Here is a 14,540-nt window from a genome sequence, read left to right as displayed (position 1 = left end):
CGCGCGTACGAGGTCTCCTTGGGGCGCGCGGAGGAGGTCTTCTCGGGGCGCGCGTGGGAGGTGTTCGGGCGCGCCCGGTGTACGTCGCCGGGCGCGCCGTCGAGCGGGCGTGTACTCCGGACGGGTCAGCACCGGGGCGCGGCCCGAGGTCAGGGCCGTCGCCTCGGGGTCGTTCCCCGGCGTTCCACGCCCCCGGTGCTTCCCGTCGCTCGAAACCGGCCACGTGTGCGGGGGCCCGCGCGGGGGGACGATGACACGAAACGCGGCGGGGCGGGTACGTAGCTCTCCATGACACCTGAGCGTCCTGACCCGGTGGTGCCCACGGCCACGTACCGGCTGCAACTGCAGCCCGAGTTCCCGTTCGGCGCCGCGGCGGCGGCCGTGCCGTATCTGGCCTCGCTCGGCGTTTCGCATCTGCACCTGTCCCCCGTCCTGGAGGCCGTGCCGGGCTCGCGGCACGGCTACGACGTCGTCGACCACGCGCGCGTGCGGGCCGAGCTGGGCGGCGAGGAGGGGCTGCGGGCGCTCGCGGACACCACGCGGGAGCACGGTCTGGGACTGGTTCTGGACATCGTGCCGAACCACATGGCGATGGTGCCGCGCCACAACCGCGCCCTGTGGGAGGTGCTGCGGGAGGGCCCGAAGTCGCCGTACGCGCGCTGGTTCGACATCGACTGGGAGGCACAGGGCGGCCAGCTGCTGCTGCCGGTGCTCGGGCGCCCGCTCGGCGCCGAGCTGGAGCACCTGAAGGTCGACGGCGACGTCCTGAGGTACCACGAGCACGCGTTCCCGCTGCGCGAGGGCACCGAGCAGCTGCCCCTGCCGCAGCTCCTCGACGCGCAGTGGTACCGCCCGGTGTGGTGGCGGCTGGCCCGCACCGAGCTCAACTACCGGCGCTTCTTCAGCATCTCGGAGCTCATCGGGGTGCGCGTGGAGGACCCCGAGGTGTTCGAGGCCACGCACGCCAAGATCCTGCAGCTCCTGCACGACGGGGTGATCGACGGTCTGCGCGTCGACCACCCCGACGGACTCGCCGACCCCGACACCTACCTCAGGCAGCTGCACCAGGCGGCCGGCGGCCGCTGGACGGTCGTGGAGAAGATCCTGTCCGACGGGGAGCGTCTGCCGGCCTCGTGGCCGGTCGCGGGCACCACGGGCTACGACGCCCTGCGGCACGTCGACGGCGTGTTCACCGACCCCGCGGGCGCCGGGGAACTGCTCGGGCAGTACCGGAGGTTCGCGGCGCCGCAGACGGACCGGGGCGGGCACTGGGAGGCCACGGCGCGGCGGGCGGCGTACCGCGTGCTGGAGCACGAGCTGGCCGCCGAGGTCGACCGGCTGACCCGGTCGGCGAGCCGGCTGTGCGCCGCCTCGCCTGACCCGGCGCTGCGCGACCGCGCGCCGTGGGCGCTGCACACGGCGCTGAGGGAGCTGCTGGTGCGGCTGGAGGTCTACCGGCCGTACGCCTCCGGGGACGCGTCGGTGATCGTGACGGAGGAGTCCGCGGCGGAGGCCCGGGCGGCCTTCGTCGTGCCCGAGGAGGCCGGCGCGGTCGACGTCGTGCGCGGGCTGGTGCTGGGACGTCACGGCGACGCGCCGGACCACGTGGCGTTCCGGGCGCGCTTCGCGCAGACCGCGTCGGCGCTGCGGGCGAAGTCCGTGGAGGACACGGCGTTCTACCGCTACGTGCCGCTGCTGTCGGCGACCGAGGTGGGCGGGAACCCGGCCGTCCCCGCCCTGGCTCCGGAGGTTTTCCACGCGTACTGCGCGCGCGTGCAGCGCGACTGGCCGCTCACGGGGACCGTGGTGTCCACGCACGACACCAAGCGCAGCGCGGACGTGCGCGCCGCGCTGGCCGTGCTCACCGAGTGCCCGCAGCGCTGGGCGGACGTGCTGACCGAGGTGACCCGCACGGGCGAGGGCGTGCCCGACGCGCAGCTGGCGTGGGCCGCCTGGCAGACGGTGTTCGGCCTCGGCGCGGCCGACGCGGACCGGGTGCGGGAGGCGCTGCTGAAGCATGTGCGCGAGGCCGGGCTGTACACCAGCTGGACGGAGCAGGAGCCGCCGTACGAGGACGCGGTGACCGCGTTCGTCGGCGCGGGCCCGTGCGGTCCCCCGGCGGAGCCCGTGGCCGCGCTGCGCGCCGAGCTGGAGCCCCACATCCGGGCCAACGTGCTCGGCACGGCCCTGGTCCATCTGACCATGCCGGGGGTGCCGGACCTGTACCAGGGCACGGAGGGCGAGTACCGGGCGCTGGTCGATCCGGACAACCGCAGGCCGGTGACGTTCCCGCCCACCGAGGACCCCGGCGCCAAGGGGGCGGTGACCGCGGCGGCGCTGCGGTTGCGGGCGCGGCGGCCCGAGGTGTTCGGGGATGCGGCGACGTACACGCCGTTGCCGGCCGAGGGCCCGGCGGCCGGGCACTGCCTTGCCTACGCGCGCTCCGGCGAGGTCGTCACCGCCGTCACCCGGCTGTCGCTGCGACTGGCGGAGGCGGGCGGCTGGCGGGACACGACGCTGGCGCTGCCACCGGGGCGCTGGGTGGACGTGCTCGCACCGGGAAGGGAGTTCGACGGGCACGCGCGCGTGGAGGAGCTGTTCGAGCCGCTGCCCGTGGTGCTGCTGGAGCGGGTCGGCTGAGAGGCGGTCGGCGTCACGGGCGGTCGCGTGCGGGGCCGTCGGGTCGGCGCGGGTGGCGGCCCCGCCGGCGAGGGCGGCCGGGGAGCGGCGGAGCCCCGGAGGCAGGGGCAGGGGGCAGGGGCGCTCGGGCCGTGCCCTGGCGTGCACGCACGTCCGCCCGGCCGTGCGTGCATCCGGGCGCCCCCGCAGGCTCCCTCGCCTTCTCCTTGACACTGCATCGGGAGCGTGCGGTACTGCGGGTGCGAGCCGGGTGGACAAGACACGTCGGGGGTGAGTCTCCTGCCGGAGCCGCGCTACCCCACCGTGACCGAAATCGTGGCGTCCGCCCGGGCGCTGGCCGTCCGGCATCCCGGCGTGTGCGTCCTGCGGCAGATCGGTGTCTCCCGCGCGGGCCGGCCGCTGCACCTGCTGTCCGTGGGGCGCGCCCGACGGGCCGTCCTGGTCGTCGCGGGCGCGCACGCGAACGAGCCGACCGGGGGCTCGACGCTGCTCGCCGTCGCCGCACGAGTCCTGCGGCAACCGCAGTTGCGGTCCGGCACGTCGTGGCACTTCCTGCTGTGTGCGGACCCGGACGGCGCGAGCCTGCACGTCACGCCGGCTCCGCGCAGCCTGTTCGACTACCACCTGGGGTTCTTCCGGCCCGCGGGCCCGGAGCAGCCGGAGTGGTCGCCGGCCGTGCTGCCGCCGGACCGGCTGCCGCCCGAGACACGGGCCCTGACCGGCGTCATCGACGAGCTGCGCCCCTACCTCCAGGTGACCTTGCACGGCACTGACCTGGGCGGCAGCTGGGTGCAGCTGACGGGGGACATACCCGGCCTGGCGGAGCCGTTCGCCAAGTCCGCGGCCGAGCTGCACATACCCGTCGAGACGGGTTCGTCGGACGCCGCGGGCTGGCCCGCGACCGGCCCCGGGGTGCACGTGATGCCGGCCGCCGGAGCGGGGCCTGCGTACCCGAGCCTGCCCGCCGACGACGCCCGGCACAGCACCTGGTACCACGTGCACCGGTACGGCGGCCTGACGGCGGTCGTGGAGGTGCCGATGTGGGCGAGCGACCTGGTGGACGACCCGGCTCCGCATCCGGCGCCGGCCGCGGCGATGCGACGCCTGGCGGGCCGGCTGCTGAGGGACACGCTCACGGTGGAACGGGTGCTGTCCGATGCGTCACCACGCCTGGAGGGCGCGGACGGACCCCTCCTGCGCGCCACCAGATGGGCGCTGGAACTGGTGCCGGGGCTGGCCGCCGACTGGACGTGCACGCCGCCCGCCGGGCACACGATGGCGTACATCGGGAGCGTCGACGCCTTCGCCCGCCGCCTGCCTCTGCGGGCGGCGGCGATGCTGTTGCGGGTCCTCCAGGAGACCGACGACCGTGCGGCCCCGCGCCTGGAACGGCTCGTGGCGACCTGGAGCGAGGCCTTCGCCGACCGCTTCCGGGCCCGGTGGGTGCCGCTCGAGCACCAGGTCGAGCACCAGGCCCGCACCGTCGTCGCGGCGGCCCTCCACGCACGCGACCGGGCCGCGTGAACCTCGGAGCGACGCGCGCGGGGCCCCGGCGAACGCACACGAACCACCGGCCGACAGCCGCCACCCGTCAACTGCCGCCCGGCACCCGCCGGCCACCGGCCACCGGCCACCGGCCGTCAGCCGTCAGCCGTCCAACGCGAACACCGCCCCTGTACGCACCCGCATCTCGCAGTCGTTCGGAAACGTCCGCCGGTAGTCGACCGGCTGTCCGCGCCACTCCCCGACCGCGTCGACGGTCACCGGCGCGTGGATCATCAGACAGGAGGCGTGCGCCATCGGCATGCGCGTGATGTCGCCGCCCACCGCGTCGAGCTGGGCGCAGGCCTCGGCGGCCCGCCGGTGCCCCTGCGGCGGGTCGCACATCAGCACGGTGCCCCGCGTGTCGCCGGACTGGGCGTCGCCCCGGCTGACCGTGAGGTAGAGCCAGTCGCCCGCGCGGGACTCCTGGACCGACGCCCGCGCCGGTGCGGCGCCGACGGCCAGGAGGGCGGCCGTCGCCAGCAGACCGCCGCGCACTGCTTTCGTCGTGAGGGTGTACGTCATTCCCGGTGCATCGGCACGACCGACTCGCAGCCCCAGCCCGACTCACCCGAACGGGAGGTCCCGGTCGCCCGCCGCCGGGCCAGTTCGCAGGCGGCGAAGACCAGTTGGGCCTGGTACTCGGCCTGGCGCGCGACAGGGACCCAGCGGGCCCCGCAGAGGTCCCGGTACTCGGCGCACCACTGGTCGACCAGCCCGTCCAGCTCGGGCAGCACACCGGCCGGATCACGCCCCGCGCGGGTGACCAGCTGGTGCAGCAGCCCCGCCGTGCGCAGGGCCAGCCGGCGCCCGGCGATGCGCAGGGCGGTCAGCCGGGCGGTGGTCAGCGCCGGCAGCGGGCGTCGCGGTCGGTGGTCGACGAGGTCCGGGTCCCAGGCGTCGGCGAGCCCGGGGCTGACGAGCAGGTAGTCGTCGACCGGGGCGAGCAGGCGGGCCGCGTCCGGGACGGCGGCGGCATGCGGGCGCACGCGCGCGAGGATGCCCCGCAGCAGCCGCGTGTCCCGGCGCAAGGCGCGACTGAGGGCGCGCAGCTCGGTGTCCGCGTCGGCGGGCGCGGAGCCGTCGCCCACGGCGTCCACGGCCCACATGGGCGCCTCCACGACGGCCGTCACCGTGCCGTGCCGGTGCGGGTGGTACCAGGTCGACTCGACGGCCGCCTCGGTGATGGCCGCCACCAGGTCCCCCCGGCGCGGCGGCGGTATCCCGTAGACGGCGGGTCCCAGGGTCGGCCAGTACAGGGCGTCGTACGCCCCGAGTTCGCGCGGGATGCCGAGGCGGGCCGACGTCTGCGCCACGGTCTGCGCGAGCCCGGGCAGGTCGCGCGTGAGTTCGACGAAGCCGCCGCCGACGTCGACGCCGTGCAGGGAGCACTGGAAGAAAGGTTTCAGTTCGTCCTGGACGGCGAGCAGGGCACGCGTTTCCGGCAGTACGGCGGCGCCCGAGCCGTCGGGCAGCCACTCGGGCTGTTCCAGGAAGCCGGGGCGGAAGAACCTGCGGAAGTACCGGTCGAGGCTGTACGGCCCCGTCAGCCAGCCCTCGTTGTGCCGCAGGCCGTCGGGATCGAGGCACAGCAGCAGGTTCCAGGTCGTGTCGGCGCCCTCGGTCAGGCGCGGGTCGGACAGGGCCCGCTCGGCCAGCAGCAGCACGGTGGCACCGCCGACGGGCTCGTTGGCGTGCGGTCCGGCGACGACCAGGACGTGGCGGCTGCCGTGGCCGACGGACAGCAGCCACAGGGGCGTGCCCGCGCGCGAGGCGCCGATGCGGCGCAGCCGCGCGGAACGGGGGTGGCGGGCGACGAGGGCGGTCGCTCGCGCGCCCAGCTCGTCGACGGTCGGATAGCGGAGGAGTGGCGGCAGGGCACACCTCCGTGGTGCCGTCGGTTCACCTGATGTGGGTGGTGTACGCACAGTCAGTCACGACTTCAGGTGTACGTCAACACCGCCGAGAAGAGGGTGACTTGCGGGTCCCGTGCTGGGGGTCGCGCGGTGCTCCACGGCATCGGCGGGCCGGGCGGGGGCGGGTTGCGGCTCAGTGGGCGGCGAGCCGGAAGACCACCTGCCCGAAGCCGACCTGGTCGCCTTCGCTGACCGCGGTCGCGCCGATGACACGCCGTCCGTTCACGGTCGTGCCATTGGTCGAGCCGAGGTCCCGCAGGACCCACGTCCCGCCCTGGCGGGTGAGTTCGGCGTGCACCCGGGAGACCGTCTCGTGGTTGAGCCGGAGCCCGCTGGCGGGGTCACGGCCTATGCGCAGGGGACGCCCGGCCGCGGGGTGGGGCAGCAGCAGCTTGGGCAGCCGTTCGGCCCGCCAGGCCCTGCGCAGCCGCTCGGTGAAACCCGACACCGCCTCCACCGTGCCGAACACCAGGCGCGCGACCCGGCCTTCGGAGGGCAGGTCCGCGGTGAGGACGGCCAGTTCGTCGGACCGGCGGGCGGCGAGCGCCAGTTCCATGCGCCGGATGAACGTGTCGTGCGACAGACGACCCATGGCGACGCCGTCACGCAGCACCTGCAGCGCCTTGTCGCGCTCCGCGTCGGACAGCCGCGCGCGGTAGGTCGGGAACTCGAAGGACGACGTCACACGGGTGATTGTCGGGCAGTGAACCGCGGGTGTCCAGAAATCGGGGAAACGGCCACCACGCGCGCGTACCGGACGACACCCGCCGCAAAAGGGGGTATGCACCAGCAGATTGATCTCGTGTGGAGCACGATGATCTGGCTACATCACGGTGAGCAGACGAAGGGGAACCGTCCGTGCAGTTCGAGGTGTGGGCACCGCAGGCCGGCCGTGTGACGCTCCATTGCGACGGAGCCACGCGCGCGATGGAGCACGATTCGGAGCGGGCGGGGTGGTGGATCGTCGAGGAAGAGGCGCGCGACGGCACGCGTTACGGCTTCGCGGTGGACGACGGCCCGGTGCGGCCCGATCCGCGCTCGCGGCGGCAGCCGGACGGCCCGGACGGGCAGAGCGCGGTCGTCGACCAAGGGCTCCACACCTGGCGCGAGCAGTGGTCCGGACGCCCGCTCCAGGGCGCGGTCCTGTACGAGCTGCACGTGGGCACCTACACGCGCGAGGGCACGCTGGACGCGGCGGCGGAGCGGCTCGGGCATCTCGCCGACCTCGGTGTCACCCACGTCGAGTTGATGCCCCTGTGCCCCTTTCCCGGGCAACACGGCTGGGGTTACGAGGGCGTCTCCCTGTGGGCGGTGCACGAGCCGTACGGCGGGCCCGCCGCGCTGAAACGCTTCGTCGACCGGGCCCACGGACTCGGTCTCGGCGTGGTCCTGGACGTCGTGCACAACCACCTCGGCCCGTCCGGCAACTACCTGCCCGAGTTCGGCCCCTACTTCACCGACCAGCACCACACCCCGTGGGGAGCGGCCGTCAACCTGGACGCGCCCGGCTCGGACGAGGTGCGGGCGTTCCTGATCGGCAGCGCGCTGGCCTGGCTGCGCGACTACCGGCTCGACGGGCTGCGCCTGGACGCCGTGCACGCGCTGGCGGACACGCGCGCGGTGGACTTCCTGGAGGAGCTGTCGGCCGCGGTGGACGCCCTCGCCGCGGAGTCGGGCCGCCCGCTGTTTCTCATCGCCGAGTCCGACCGGAACGACCCACGGCTCATCACCCCCCGCGGGGAGGGCGGGCTGGGGCTGCACGCGCAGTGGAACGACGACTTCCATCACGCCCTGCACACGGCGCTGACGGGCGAGTCACAGGGGTACTACGCGGACTTCGCGCGCGCCCCCGCCGGCGCGCTCGCCAAGACGCTCACGGGCGGTTTCTTCCACGACGGCACCTATTCCAGCTTCCGGGGCCGGCGTCACGGGCGGCCGCTGGACCGTGCGCGGGTCTCCGCGCACCGGCTCCTCGGCTACAGCCAGACCCACGACCAGGTCGGCAACCGCGCGCAGGGGGACCGCCTTTCCGCCGGCCTCTCCCCCGGTCTGCTGGCCTGCGCGGCCACCCTGGTGCTCACGGGGCCGTTCACACCCATGCTGTTCATGGGCGAGGAGTGGGCGGCAGGCACGCCCTGGCAGTTCTTCACCGACCACACCGATCCCGAGCTCGCGGAGGCGGTACGGCGGGGCAGGCGGCGGGAGTTCGCGGCGCACGGGTGGGCCGAGGAGGACGTGCCGGACCCGCAGGACCCGGCCACCCGGGACCGCTCCTGCCTGGACTGGGCCGAGCCCGACCGCGAGCCCCACGCGCGCGTACTGGCCTGGTACCGCCGGCTCATCGCCCTCCGCCGCGAGCAGCCGGACCTCACCGACCCGGATCTCTCCGACATCAAGGTGGCCCACGACGAGGAGGCACGCTGGCTCGCCTTCCGGCGCGGGGACGTCTGCGTGGCCGTTAACCTCGCCGAGACCCCCGCGGAGATCCCCCTGGGCACCCGCCCGGCCCAGATCCTCGCCGCGTGGGAACCGGTCGCACCGCCGGACGGGGAGGGGGTGCTGCGGGTTCCCGGTGAGTGCGGCGTGGTGGTGGCACAGCCGTAAGGGGATACGGGGGGGTGTTCCGGTGGCACCCGCGTGCAGGGGTGCTACTCGGGTGGCACGTGTGTGTGGGTGCCTGTCCCGCCCCGGGTGGCACGCGTGTGTGCGGGGCGCGTGTGAGGGTGGCTGCCCTGGGCGGCACGAGCCGGGTGTCGTCCCGGGCCGCCTCGTGCGGGTGCCCTGCGGGGCGGGTGCCTGGGGCCGGGACGGCACGATCGGCACCACCCACCCCTACAGCGCGTCGTCCGTGTCGGTGTCGTCGCCGCGGAACTCCGTCACGCGTTCCAGGAGGATCGCCTCCCACGCGTGGCGCAGCTGCGTCCTGAGGTCGGGCAGGGGGGCCTCGCCCCGGCCGGCAAGGCGGGCGGCGAGGCGGATGACGCTGTCGCAGCGGGCCAGCCACAGGCCGCGCAGGCAGGGCCGGGCGCCGTAACCGGCGAGCGTGGCGGCGCGAACGGCGGCGGGGGCGCCGACGGTGAGGGCCAGGGCGGCGATGTCCTCGGCGGGGTCGCCGAGGACCGCGTCGTCCCAGCCGAGGACGCCGCGGACCCGGCCGTCGGCGCTGACCACGAGGTGCGCGCCGGTCAGGCCGTGGTGGACGAGGACCGCTCCGCCGGGCTGGGCGGCGAGCTGGGCCGCCGCTGCCGGGGTGAACGGGTGCAGCGGGGTGGCGTCGAACTCGTCGGTCACGGAAAGGCGTTCGGCGGCGCGGCCGGCGGCGGCGCGCAGCTTCTCCGGGGAGCGCGGGGCGGCCCGCGGCACACCGAGCGCCTCGGCCTGCCGTACGGGCACCGCGCGCAGCCCCGTGAGGAGTCCGGCCAGGTCGGCCTCCCCGAGGGCGGAGACGTCGGGCTCGGGCGCCGAGCCGCCGGGCACCATGGTGTCCAGGGTGTAGGTGAGACCGGGCGCCCAGTCGCCGTGCGCCACGCTGGTCGGCACGGCGACCGGGACGTGCGGGCGGACCAGGTCGCGCAGGCGCAGTTCGCGGCGCTGGCGCGCGGCGGCCTCGCGGTCGGGGGCGAGCCGCAGCACATGCCGGGTGCCGACCCACCACGTGGTGTGCCCGCCCGCGGCCACCGGCCGCACCTCGGGGCCGGCCGCGCCTTCCTTGAGCAGGGAACGGACCAGTCGGCGGACGGTGTCCTCGGTGGGTGTGGGTGCCTGGGTCATGGTGGGACCGTTGTCGCTCGGTGCGTACAGGGGCTCCTGGGTCGGGTCACTCCACTATCAGCATCTCCCGGGTGGTGTCGTTGAGGCGGCGGCCGCCGTCCCCGGTCACGGTCACGATGTCCTCGATGCGCACGCCGAACCGGCCCGGCAGATAGATCCCCGGCTCCACGGAGAAGCACATGCCGGGGACCAGGGGCTGCTCCTCGCCCTCGATGATGTACGGCGGCTCGTGCGTGGTGACGCCGATGCCGTGCCCGGTGCGGTGGATGAAGTACTCGCCGTACCCGGCGTCGGCGACGACCGCGCGGGCGGCCCGGTCGACGTCCTGGCAGGGCACGCCCGGCCGGACCGCCCGGAAGCCCGCCTCCTGGGCCTCGCGGACGATGTCGTGCACCCGGCGTTCCTCGTCGGTGGGTTCGCCCACGTGGACCGTGCGGGAGGTGTCGGAGCCGTAGCCGTCCTTGAGACCGCCGAAGTCGAGGACGACCATGTCGCCGCGCTCGACGACGCGGTCGCCGACCTCGTGGTGCGGGTTGGCCCCGTTCGGGCCGGAGGCGACGATCGTGAAGTCGACCTGGGAGTGCCCGAACCTTCGCAACAGGTCGGCGAGGTCCCGGGCGACGTCGGACTCCCGGCGGCCGCCGAAGGGCACCTTCCGGATCTCCTCGAACGCCGCGTCCGCGGCGGCTCCCGCGGCCGCGAGAAGGTCCAGCTCCGCGGCGTTCTTCACGGCACGCAGCATCGGCAGTGCCTCGGTCAGGGATGCGTACGACGTGTCGGGCAGCGCCTTCTGCAGGCCCAGCAGGTGCATCGCCCAGGCGTTGTCGCTGATGCCGTAGCGCCCCGAGGCGTCGAGCAGGCCCGCGGTGAGGGCGTAGGGGTCCTTGCCGTCGGTCCAGTCCCGCAGCGTCACGGCGGCGGCTCCCGCCGCGTGGGCGGCGTCGGGGGCCTCCAGGGTGGGGACGACGAGGACGGGGTCCCGGTCGGCGGCGAGCACCAGCAGGGTGAGCCGCTCGGTGGCCGCGGTGGGCGCGTAGCCGGTGAGCCACACCAGGTCCGGGCCCGGCGCCACCAGCAGCCCGGCCAGCCCCGCGTCGGCGGCCGCCCGCGCGGCGCGCTCCATCCGGGTCCGGTAGTCGTCGGTGGTGAAGGTCGCGGCCGTACTGCCGGTCATCCGAGTCTCCTTGAGCCGGTACGGGAACCACGGGCAGCATCCTGCCCGCCCGGAGGGGGCGACGCGAGCCGGTCGAGGGGAATCCGGGCGGAAGCCGGCGGCGGGCGCCCGGAACGCCGACCGGACCCCGCGTCCTGGACGACATCGCCGTACTGATGTGCGATTCCAGCATCCCGGGGAGTGACGCCGCCCGACTTCTGCCGACTGCGCGCAGTCGATCGGCCGGCCACCCTCCAGGGGACGCCACTTCCGAGATCGACGGGCCGATCACCGGGCACGCGCGCGCCGCCACCGCCACCACGTTCGCCGGACGGCCGCCGACCGTCGGTCCTGGCGTGGCATGGACACTGTGGCCGCCCTTCGAACGCGAAAGGGGCCGCCGACCGGGAGGCGCCGGTCGGGCCGGCCTTCCGCGTGCTGGACGGCGAGCGGTGGCTCACCAGTCACTCCGGGTGGTCACGCGAGGATGCCGGGGGTCACCGCGAGCTGCTGATAGCCGCCACTCTCGTGACGTACCGTCACCAGCACCCGCGCCCCCGGACGCGCCCGGTCGACCGCTCTTACGAGGTCGGCCGCCGACTCGATCGGGGCGCCGTCGAACGTGAGCAGCACGTCGCCCCGTACGAGGCCCGCCGTGTAGCCGGGGCCGGGGACGTGCACGCCGACGACCAGGGCACCGGACTTCTCGGCGTCCACGACCTCGACGCCCATGACCATGTCCGCCGAAGGGGTCGGTGCGGTGGCCCGCGGCCCCGCGGAGCTCGGGCCGGGTCCGGCGGACGGGTGCCCCGGCGACACGGGGGCCGCGGTTCCGGTCCGGCCGGGCTCCCTGTGTTGTTCGGCGAGCTTGCTCGTGCCGATCACCGTGGCGGCCACCGTGCCCAGTCCGACGCCGGACAGCACCAGCACCGTCCCGGCGAGCAGCCCGACCAGCAGGGTCGTCAGCCGTCGGCCGCGCCGCCGCGCGGCGTGCGGGCGCCGGACGGGCCCGGAGCCGGTGCCGTCGGGCTCCCGGCCGGGAATGGGCTTGGGACGCAGCGCAGTCTGTTCCATGGTTCGCCTCCGCTGGTGCACTACCCGGCGCACCGGCGCGCAACGAGTCACGAAAGAGTGAGACCGACGCGCGCTCAGGCGTCGGAAAGCGTGTGCATGCGCCTTCCCACGCCTGAGCGCGGAGGCCGCCGCGAAGGGCGCACGAGAGCTCGCCGGGGAGACGGCCGGACGGCTCGGCGGGATCAGCCGACCGGCAGCGGCACCGACGGCGCGCGGTCCGGCAGGAAGCCGTGGGCGCGTCGCTCCAGGTGGTCCGCCTTGTAACGGGCTACCTCGCGGTGCCAGTTGAGGATGCCCGCCATCCAGTTCTGCAGCGCCGCCACATACCCGGCCATGCTCTCGCGATCCTCGTCGGACAGCCCGAAGTCGTCGTACACAACGGGCAGTTCGGTGGCCGCCACGTGCGCGAACTGCTGCATGCGCTGGGTCATCAGGTCGTTGACGACGGCCAGGGCGGTCGGGTAGCCGGTACCGAAGAAGTGCTGCACCACGAGGACGGAGTTGTGGATCTCTCCCTCGTACTCGATCTCCTTCTGGTAGGAGAACACGTCGTTGAGGAGGCACGCGTAGTCGATGGCGGCGTTCTCCAGAGAGCGGACGGGTCCGCTGCGGTAGACCTCCGGCGGGATGTTCGGGCCGTGGCCCATCCGGCAGAGGCTGATGGTCAGGTCGGAGCCGAAGGTGGCGCGACGCATCTCCAGGTAGTCGACGGGGTCGGGGATGCGGTTCTGGAGCTGGTTCGCCACCTCCCACACCCAGCTCTCCGTCATCACGTCGATCGACGCCTTCAGCCGGCGGCGGTGGTCCTCGTTCATGCCCGCCGTGGTGCGCCGCCACAGGTCGACGAGGCCCCGCTCCATGGCGTTGGCCGGGACGAGGGGCACCTCGCCGTCGATGGGCATGCAGGCCGAGAGGCGTTCCGTGGACACCTTGGCGGCGGCGAGGTCGCGGCGGTGCCCGAAGACGAGCGGGTAGTAGTCGTCGCCGTACGTGCCCCAGGCCAGCCAGCACGCGCTGAGGTCGAGGGCCTCCGGCGTGCCGTCCGGGTCGAGGCCGGCCGAGCACAACGCGAGGTCGGCGGCGGCGAGCTTGTCCTCGTCCCAGACACCCTCGCCGAGCATGCCGACACCCCGCACCCAGGGCACGAGGCGGGCACGGGCGCCCTCCAGGTCGGGGTTCAGCCGCACCTGGAACGGCATGTGGATCTCGGGGATGCGGGACGGCCCGACCTTCTGATGGGGCACGTGCGTGTACGCCCGCATCCGCTCGGCGCCCGCGGAGGCGAGCAGCGACCGGACGTCGGTGCCGGAGGTGCCGAGCCCGGTGGCTGCGGCGCTCCACGGGGCAGTGGCCGTGGCGTTCTCGTTCATGTAGCGGCTGGAGCGCATGTGCCACTCGTGACCGCCGGACTGCCAGTCCTGAAGGCCCTTGGTGTAGGCGGCGATCGCGGCCAGTTCGTCCGGGGCGAGCCCCTTCTCCATGGCCAGCGCGGGCACTTCGGTGAAGGCGGTGTGCTCGAACTGGTGGAGGCGCGAGGTGAGGATGTCGTTGACGGCCTCGGCGGCCTCCTGGGTGGTGCAGCCGAAGAAGGTCTCCAGGACGAGCACTCCGTTGCTGAGCTCGCCCTCGTCCTCGACCTCCCGCTGGTAGGAGAACAGGTCGTTGCGCAGGTGGACGCCGTCGGAGAAGGTCTCCATCAGCACCCTCAGCGGGCGGCTGCCGGCGACGCACGCGGGCACCTCGGCGGTCGCGTACTCCACGAGACCGGCGGACCAGGGAGCGCCGCCCACCTTGCGGCGCATCTCGATGTACTCGACGGGGTTGGCGATCCGCCCCTCGTTGATGTTGGACAGCTCCCACAGGGACTCGTTCAGCAGGTGCTCGGTCGCGACGGCGAACCGGCGGCGCCAGTCCATCGACATGGAGGGCACCGTGCGCGCCCACAGGTCGGCGAGGCCGGCCTCGACCGGATTCTCCGGTTCCGGCACGGGCGTCGACAGGTCGAGTGGCATGAACAGCGGCAGCCGGTCCAGGTAGGCCTTGCCGCCGGCGCGGTCCTGGCTGCGCTTGAAGGTTTCCAGGAAGTGGTCGTCGAAGAAGAAGACCCACACGTACCAGTCGGTGATGAGCGAGAGGGCTTCGGCGTCGCAGTCGGGGTGGGTGTAGGCGCAGAGCAGGCCGTAGTCGTGCGCGTCGAGGTCGGCCTGCTCCCAGATCCCGGACCCCTCCAGCATGCCCATCTCGCGTGCCCACACGGTCGAATGGGCACGCGCCTCGTCGACATGGGGGTTCAGCCGCGCGGGATACGGCATGTAGAAGTGGGGGAGTTCGAACGGCTGCTGCGTCATGGCCGGGCCCTACCCGCGGCCCGTCTGGGGCATCCGCAGGCCAGGACATGATCACACCATCGCGTGAATCAGGGGTGAATCCGGGAGTTATCACCG

At 74.1% G+C, this 14,540-nt stretch carries 10 protein-coding genes; 3 read left to right on the top strand and 7 right to left on the bottom strand.

Annotation, left to right across the window (positions count from 1 at the left end; all coding sequences use genetic code 11):
• Positions 1 to 288 precede the first annotated feature (288 nt).
• Together treY and IPT68_RS28600 are read left to right on the top strand one after the other, a co-directional pair.
• Entirely contained in the window at positions 289 to 2,640 is a 2,352-nt protein-coding gene (gene treY / locus IPT68_RS28605) for a malto-oligosyltrehalose synthase (protein WP_189698733.1), read from the top strand.
• Positions 2,641 to 2,910: 270 nt separating this feature from the next.
• A complete protein-coding gene (locus IPT68_RS28600; RefSeq protein WP_189698732.1) occupies positions 2,911 to 4,164 on the top strand; it encodes a M14 family zinc carboxypeptidase in 1,254 nt (417 codons plus the stop codon).
• Positions 4,165 to 4,287: 123 nt separating this feature from the next.
• Here the strand turns inward: IPT68_RS28600 and IPT68_RS28595 are convergent, their stop codons facing one another.
• From IPT68_RS28595 to IPT68_RS28585, 3 genes are all read right to left on the bottom strand, one after another.
• Positions 4,288 to 4,707 carry an SSI family serine proteinase inhibitor gene (locus IPT68_RS28595; protein WP_189698731.1) on the bottom strand — a complete coding sequence of 140 codons (420 nt, stop codon included), beginning with the start codon at positions 4,705 to 4,707 and terminating at the stop codon, positions 4,288 to 4,290.
• Complete coding sequence (locus IPT68_RS28590) at positions 4,704 to 6,110, bottom strand: M14 family zinc carboxypeptidase (protein WP_189698730.1); 1,407 nt, start codon at positions 6,108 to 6,110, stop codon at positions 4,704 to 4,706. Before IPT68_RS28590 ends, IPT68_RS28595 begins: the two co-directional genes overlap by 4 nt.
• 121 nt (positions 6,111 to 6,231) lie before the next feature.
• Positions 6,232 to 6,783 carry a DUF1707 and FHA domain-containing protein gene (locus tag IPT68_RS28585; RefSeq protein ID WP_189698729.1) on the bottom strand — a complete coding sequence of 184 codons (552 nt, stop codon included), beginning with the start codon at positions 6,781 to 6,783 and terminating at the stop codon, positions 6,232 to 6,234.
• 173 nt (positions 6,784 to 6,956) lie between these two features.
• On the opposite strand from IPT68_RS28585, the gene treZ reads away from it, so the two are divergent.
• Positions 6,957 to 8,702, top strand: a complete 1,746-nt coding sequence (treZ, locus tag IPT68_RS28580; protein WP_189698728.1) for a malto-oligosyltrehalose trehalohydrolase — start codon at positions 6,957 to 6,959, stop codon at positions 8,700 to 8,702.
• A 228-nt stretch (positions 8,703 to 8,930) separates the two neighbouring features.
• Here treZ and IPT68_RS28575 read toward each other — a convergent pair whose 3' ends face one another.
• The 4 genes from IPT68_RS28575 to cyc2 form a co-directional block, all read right to left on the bottom strand.
• Positions 8,931 to 9,869: a phosphotransferase family protein gene (locus IPT68_RS28575; RefSeq protein ID WP_189698727.1), complete on the bottom strand. Its 939-nt coding sequence runs from the start codon at positions 9,867 to 9,869 to the stop codon at positions 8,931 to 8,933.
• A 46-nt stretch (positions 9,870 to 9,915) separates the two neighbouring features.
• The gene (locus tag IPT68_RS28570; protein WP_189698726.1) at positions 9,916 to 11,043 is read right to left on the bottom strand and encodes an aminopeptidase P family protein; all 1,128 of its coding nucleotides are present in this window, start codon (positions 11,041 to 11,043) and stop codon (positions 9,916 to 9,918) included.
• A 456-nt stretch (positions 11,044 to 11,499) separates the two neighbouring features.
• Entirely contained in the window at positions 11,500 to 12,096 is a 597-nt protein-coding gene (locus IPT68_RS28565) for a PDZ domain-containing protein (protein ID WP_189698725.1), read from the bottom strand.
• Between the two features lie 182 nt (positions 12,097 to 12,278).
• A complete protein-coding gene (gene cyc2 / locus IPT68_RS28560; protein ID WP_189698724.1) occupies positions 12,279 to 14,444 on the bottom strand; it encodes a germacradienol/geosmin synthase Cyc2 in 2,166 nt (721 codons plus the stop codon).
• Between the last annotated feature and the right edge of the window lie 96 nt (positions 14,445 to 14,540).

It is taken from the genome of Streptomyces chromofuscus, from assembly GCF_015160875.1.
Taxonomy (GTDB): Bacteria; Actinomycetota; Actinomycetes; order Streptomycetales; family Streptomycetaceae; genus Streptomyces; species Streptomyces chromofuscus.
The sequence above is the reverse complement of the archived record's forward strand: the minus strand, read 5'-3'. Positions and strand labels throughout refer to the sequence as shown.

Excerpts from the sequence above, each read along its gene's own strand:
- treY (WP_189698733.1), top strand. The coding sequence starts at position 289 with ATGACACCTGAGCGTCCTGACCCGGTGGTGCCCACGGCCACGTACCGG.
- IPT68_RS28595 (WP_189698731.1), bottom strand. The coding sequence starts at position 4,707 with ATGACGTACACCCTCACGACGAAAGCAGTGCGCGGCGGTCTGCTGGCG.
- IPT68_RS28575 (WP_189698727.1), bottom strand. The coding sequence starts at position 9,869 with ATGACCCAGGCACCCACACCCACCGAGGACACCGTCCGCCGACTGGTC.
- IPT68_RS28570 (WP_189698726.1), bottom strand. The coding sequence starts at position 11,043 with ATGACCGGCAGTACGGCCGCGACCTTCACCACCGACGACTACCGGACC.
- IPT68_RS28565 (WP_189698725.1), bottom strand. The coding sequence starts at position 12,096 with ATGGAACAGACTGCGCTGCGTCCCAAGCCCATTCCCGGCCGGGAGCCC.
- cyc2 (WP_189698724.1), bottom strand. The coding sequence starts at position 14,444 with ATGACGCAGCAGCCGTTCGAACTCCCCCACTTCTACATGCCGTATCCC.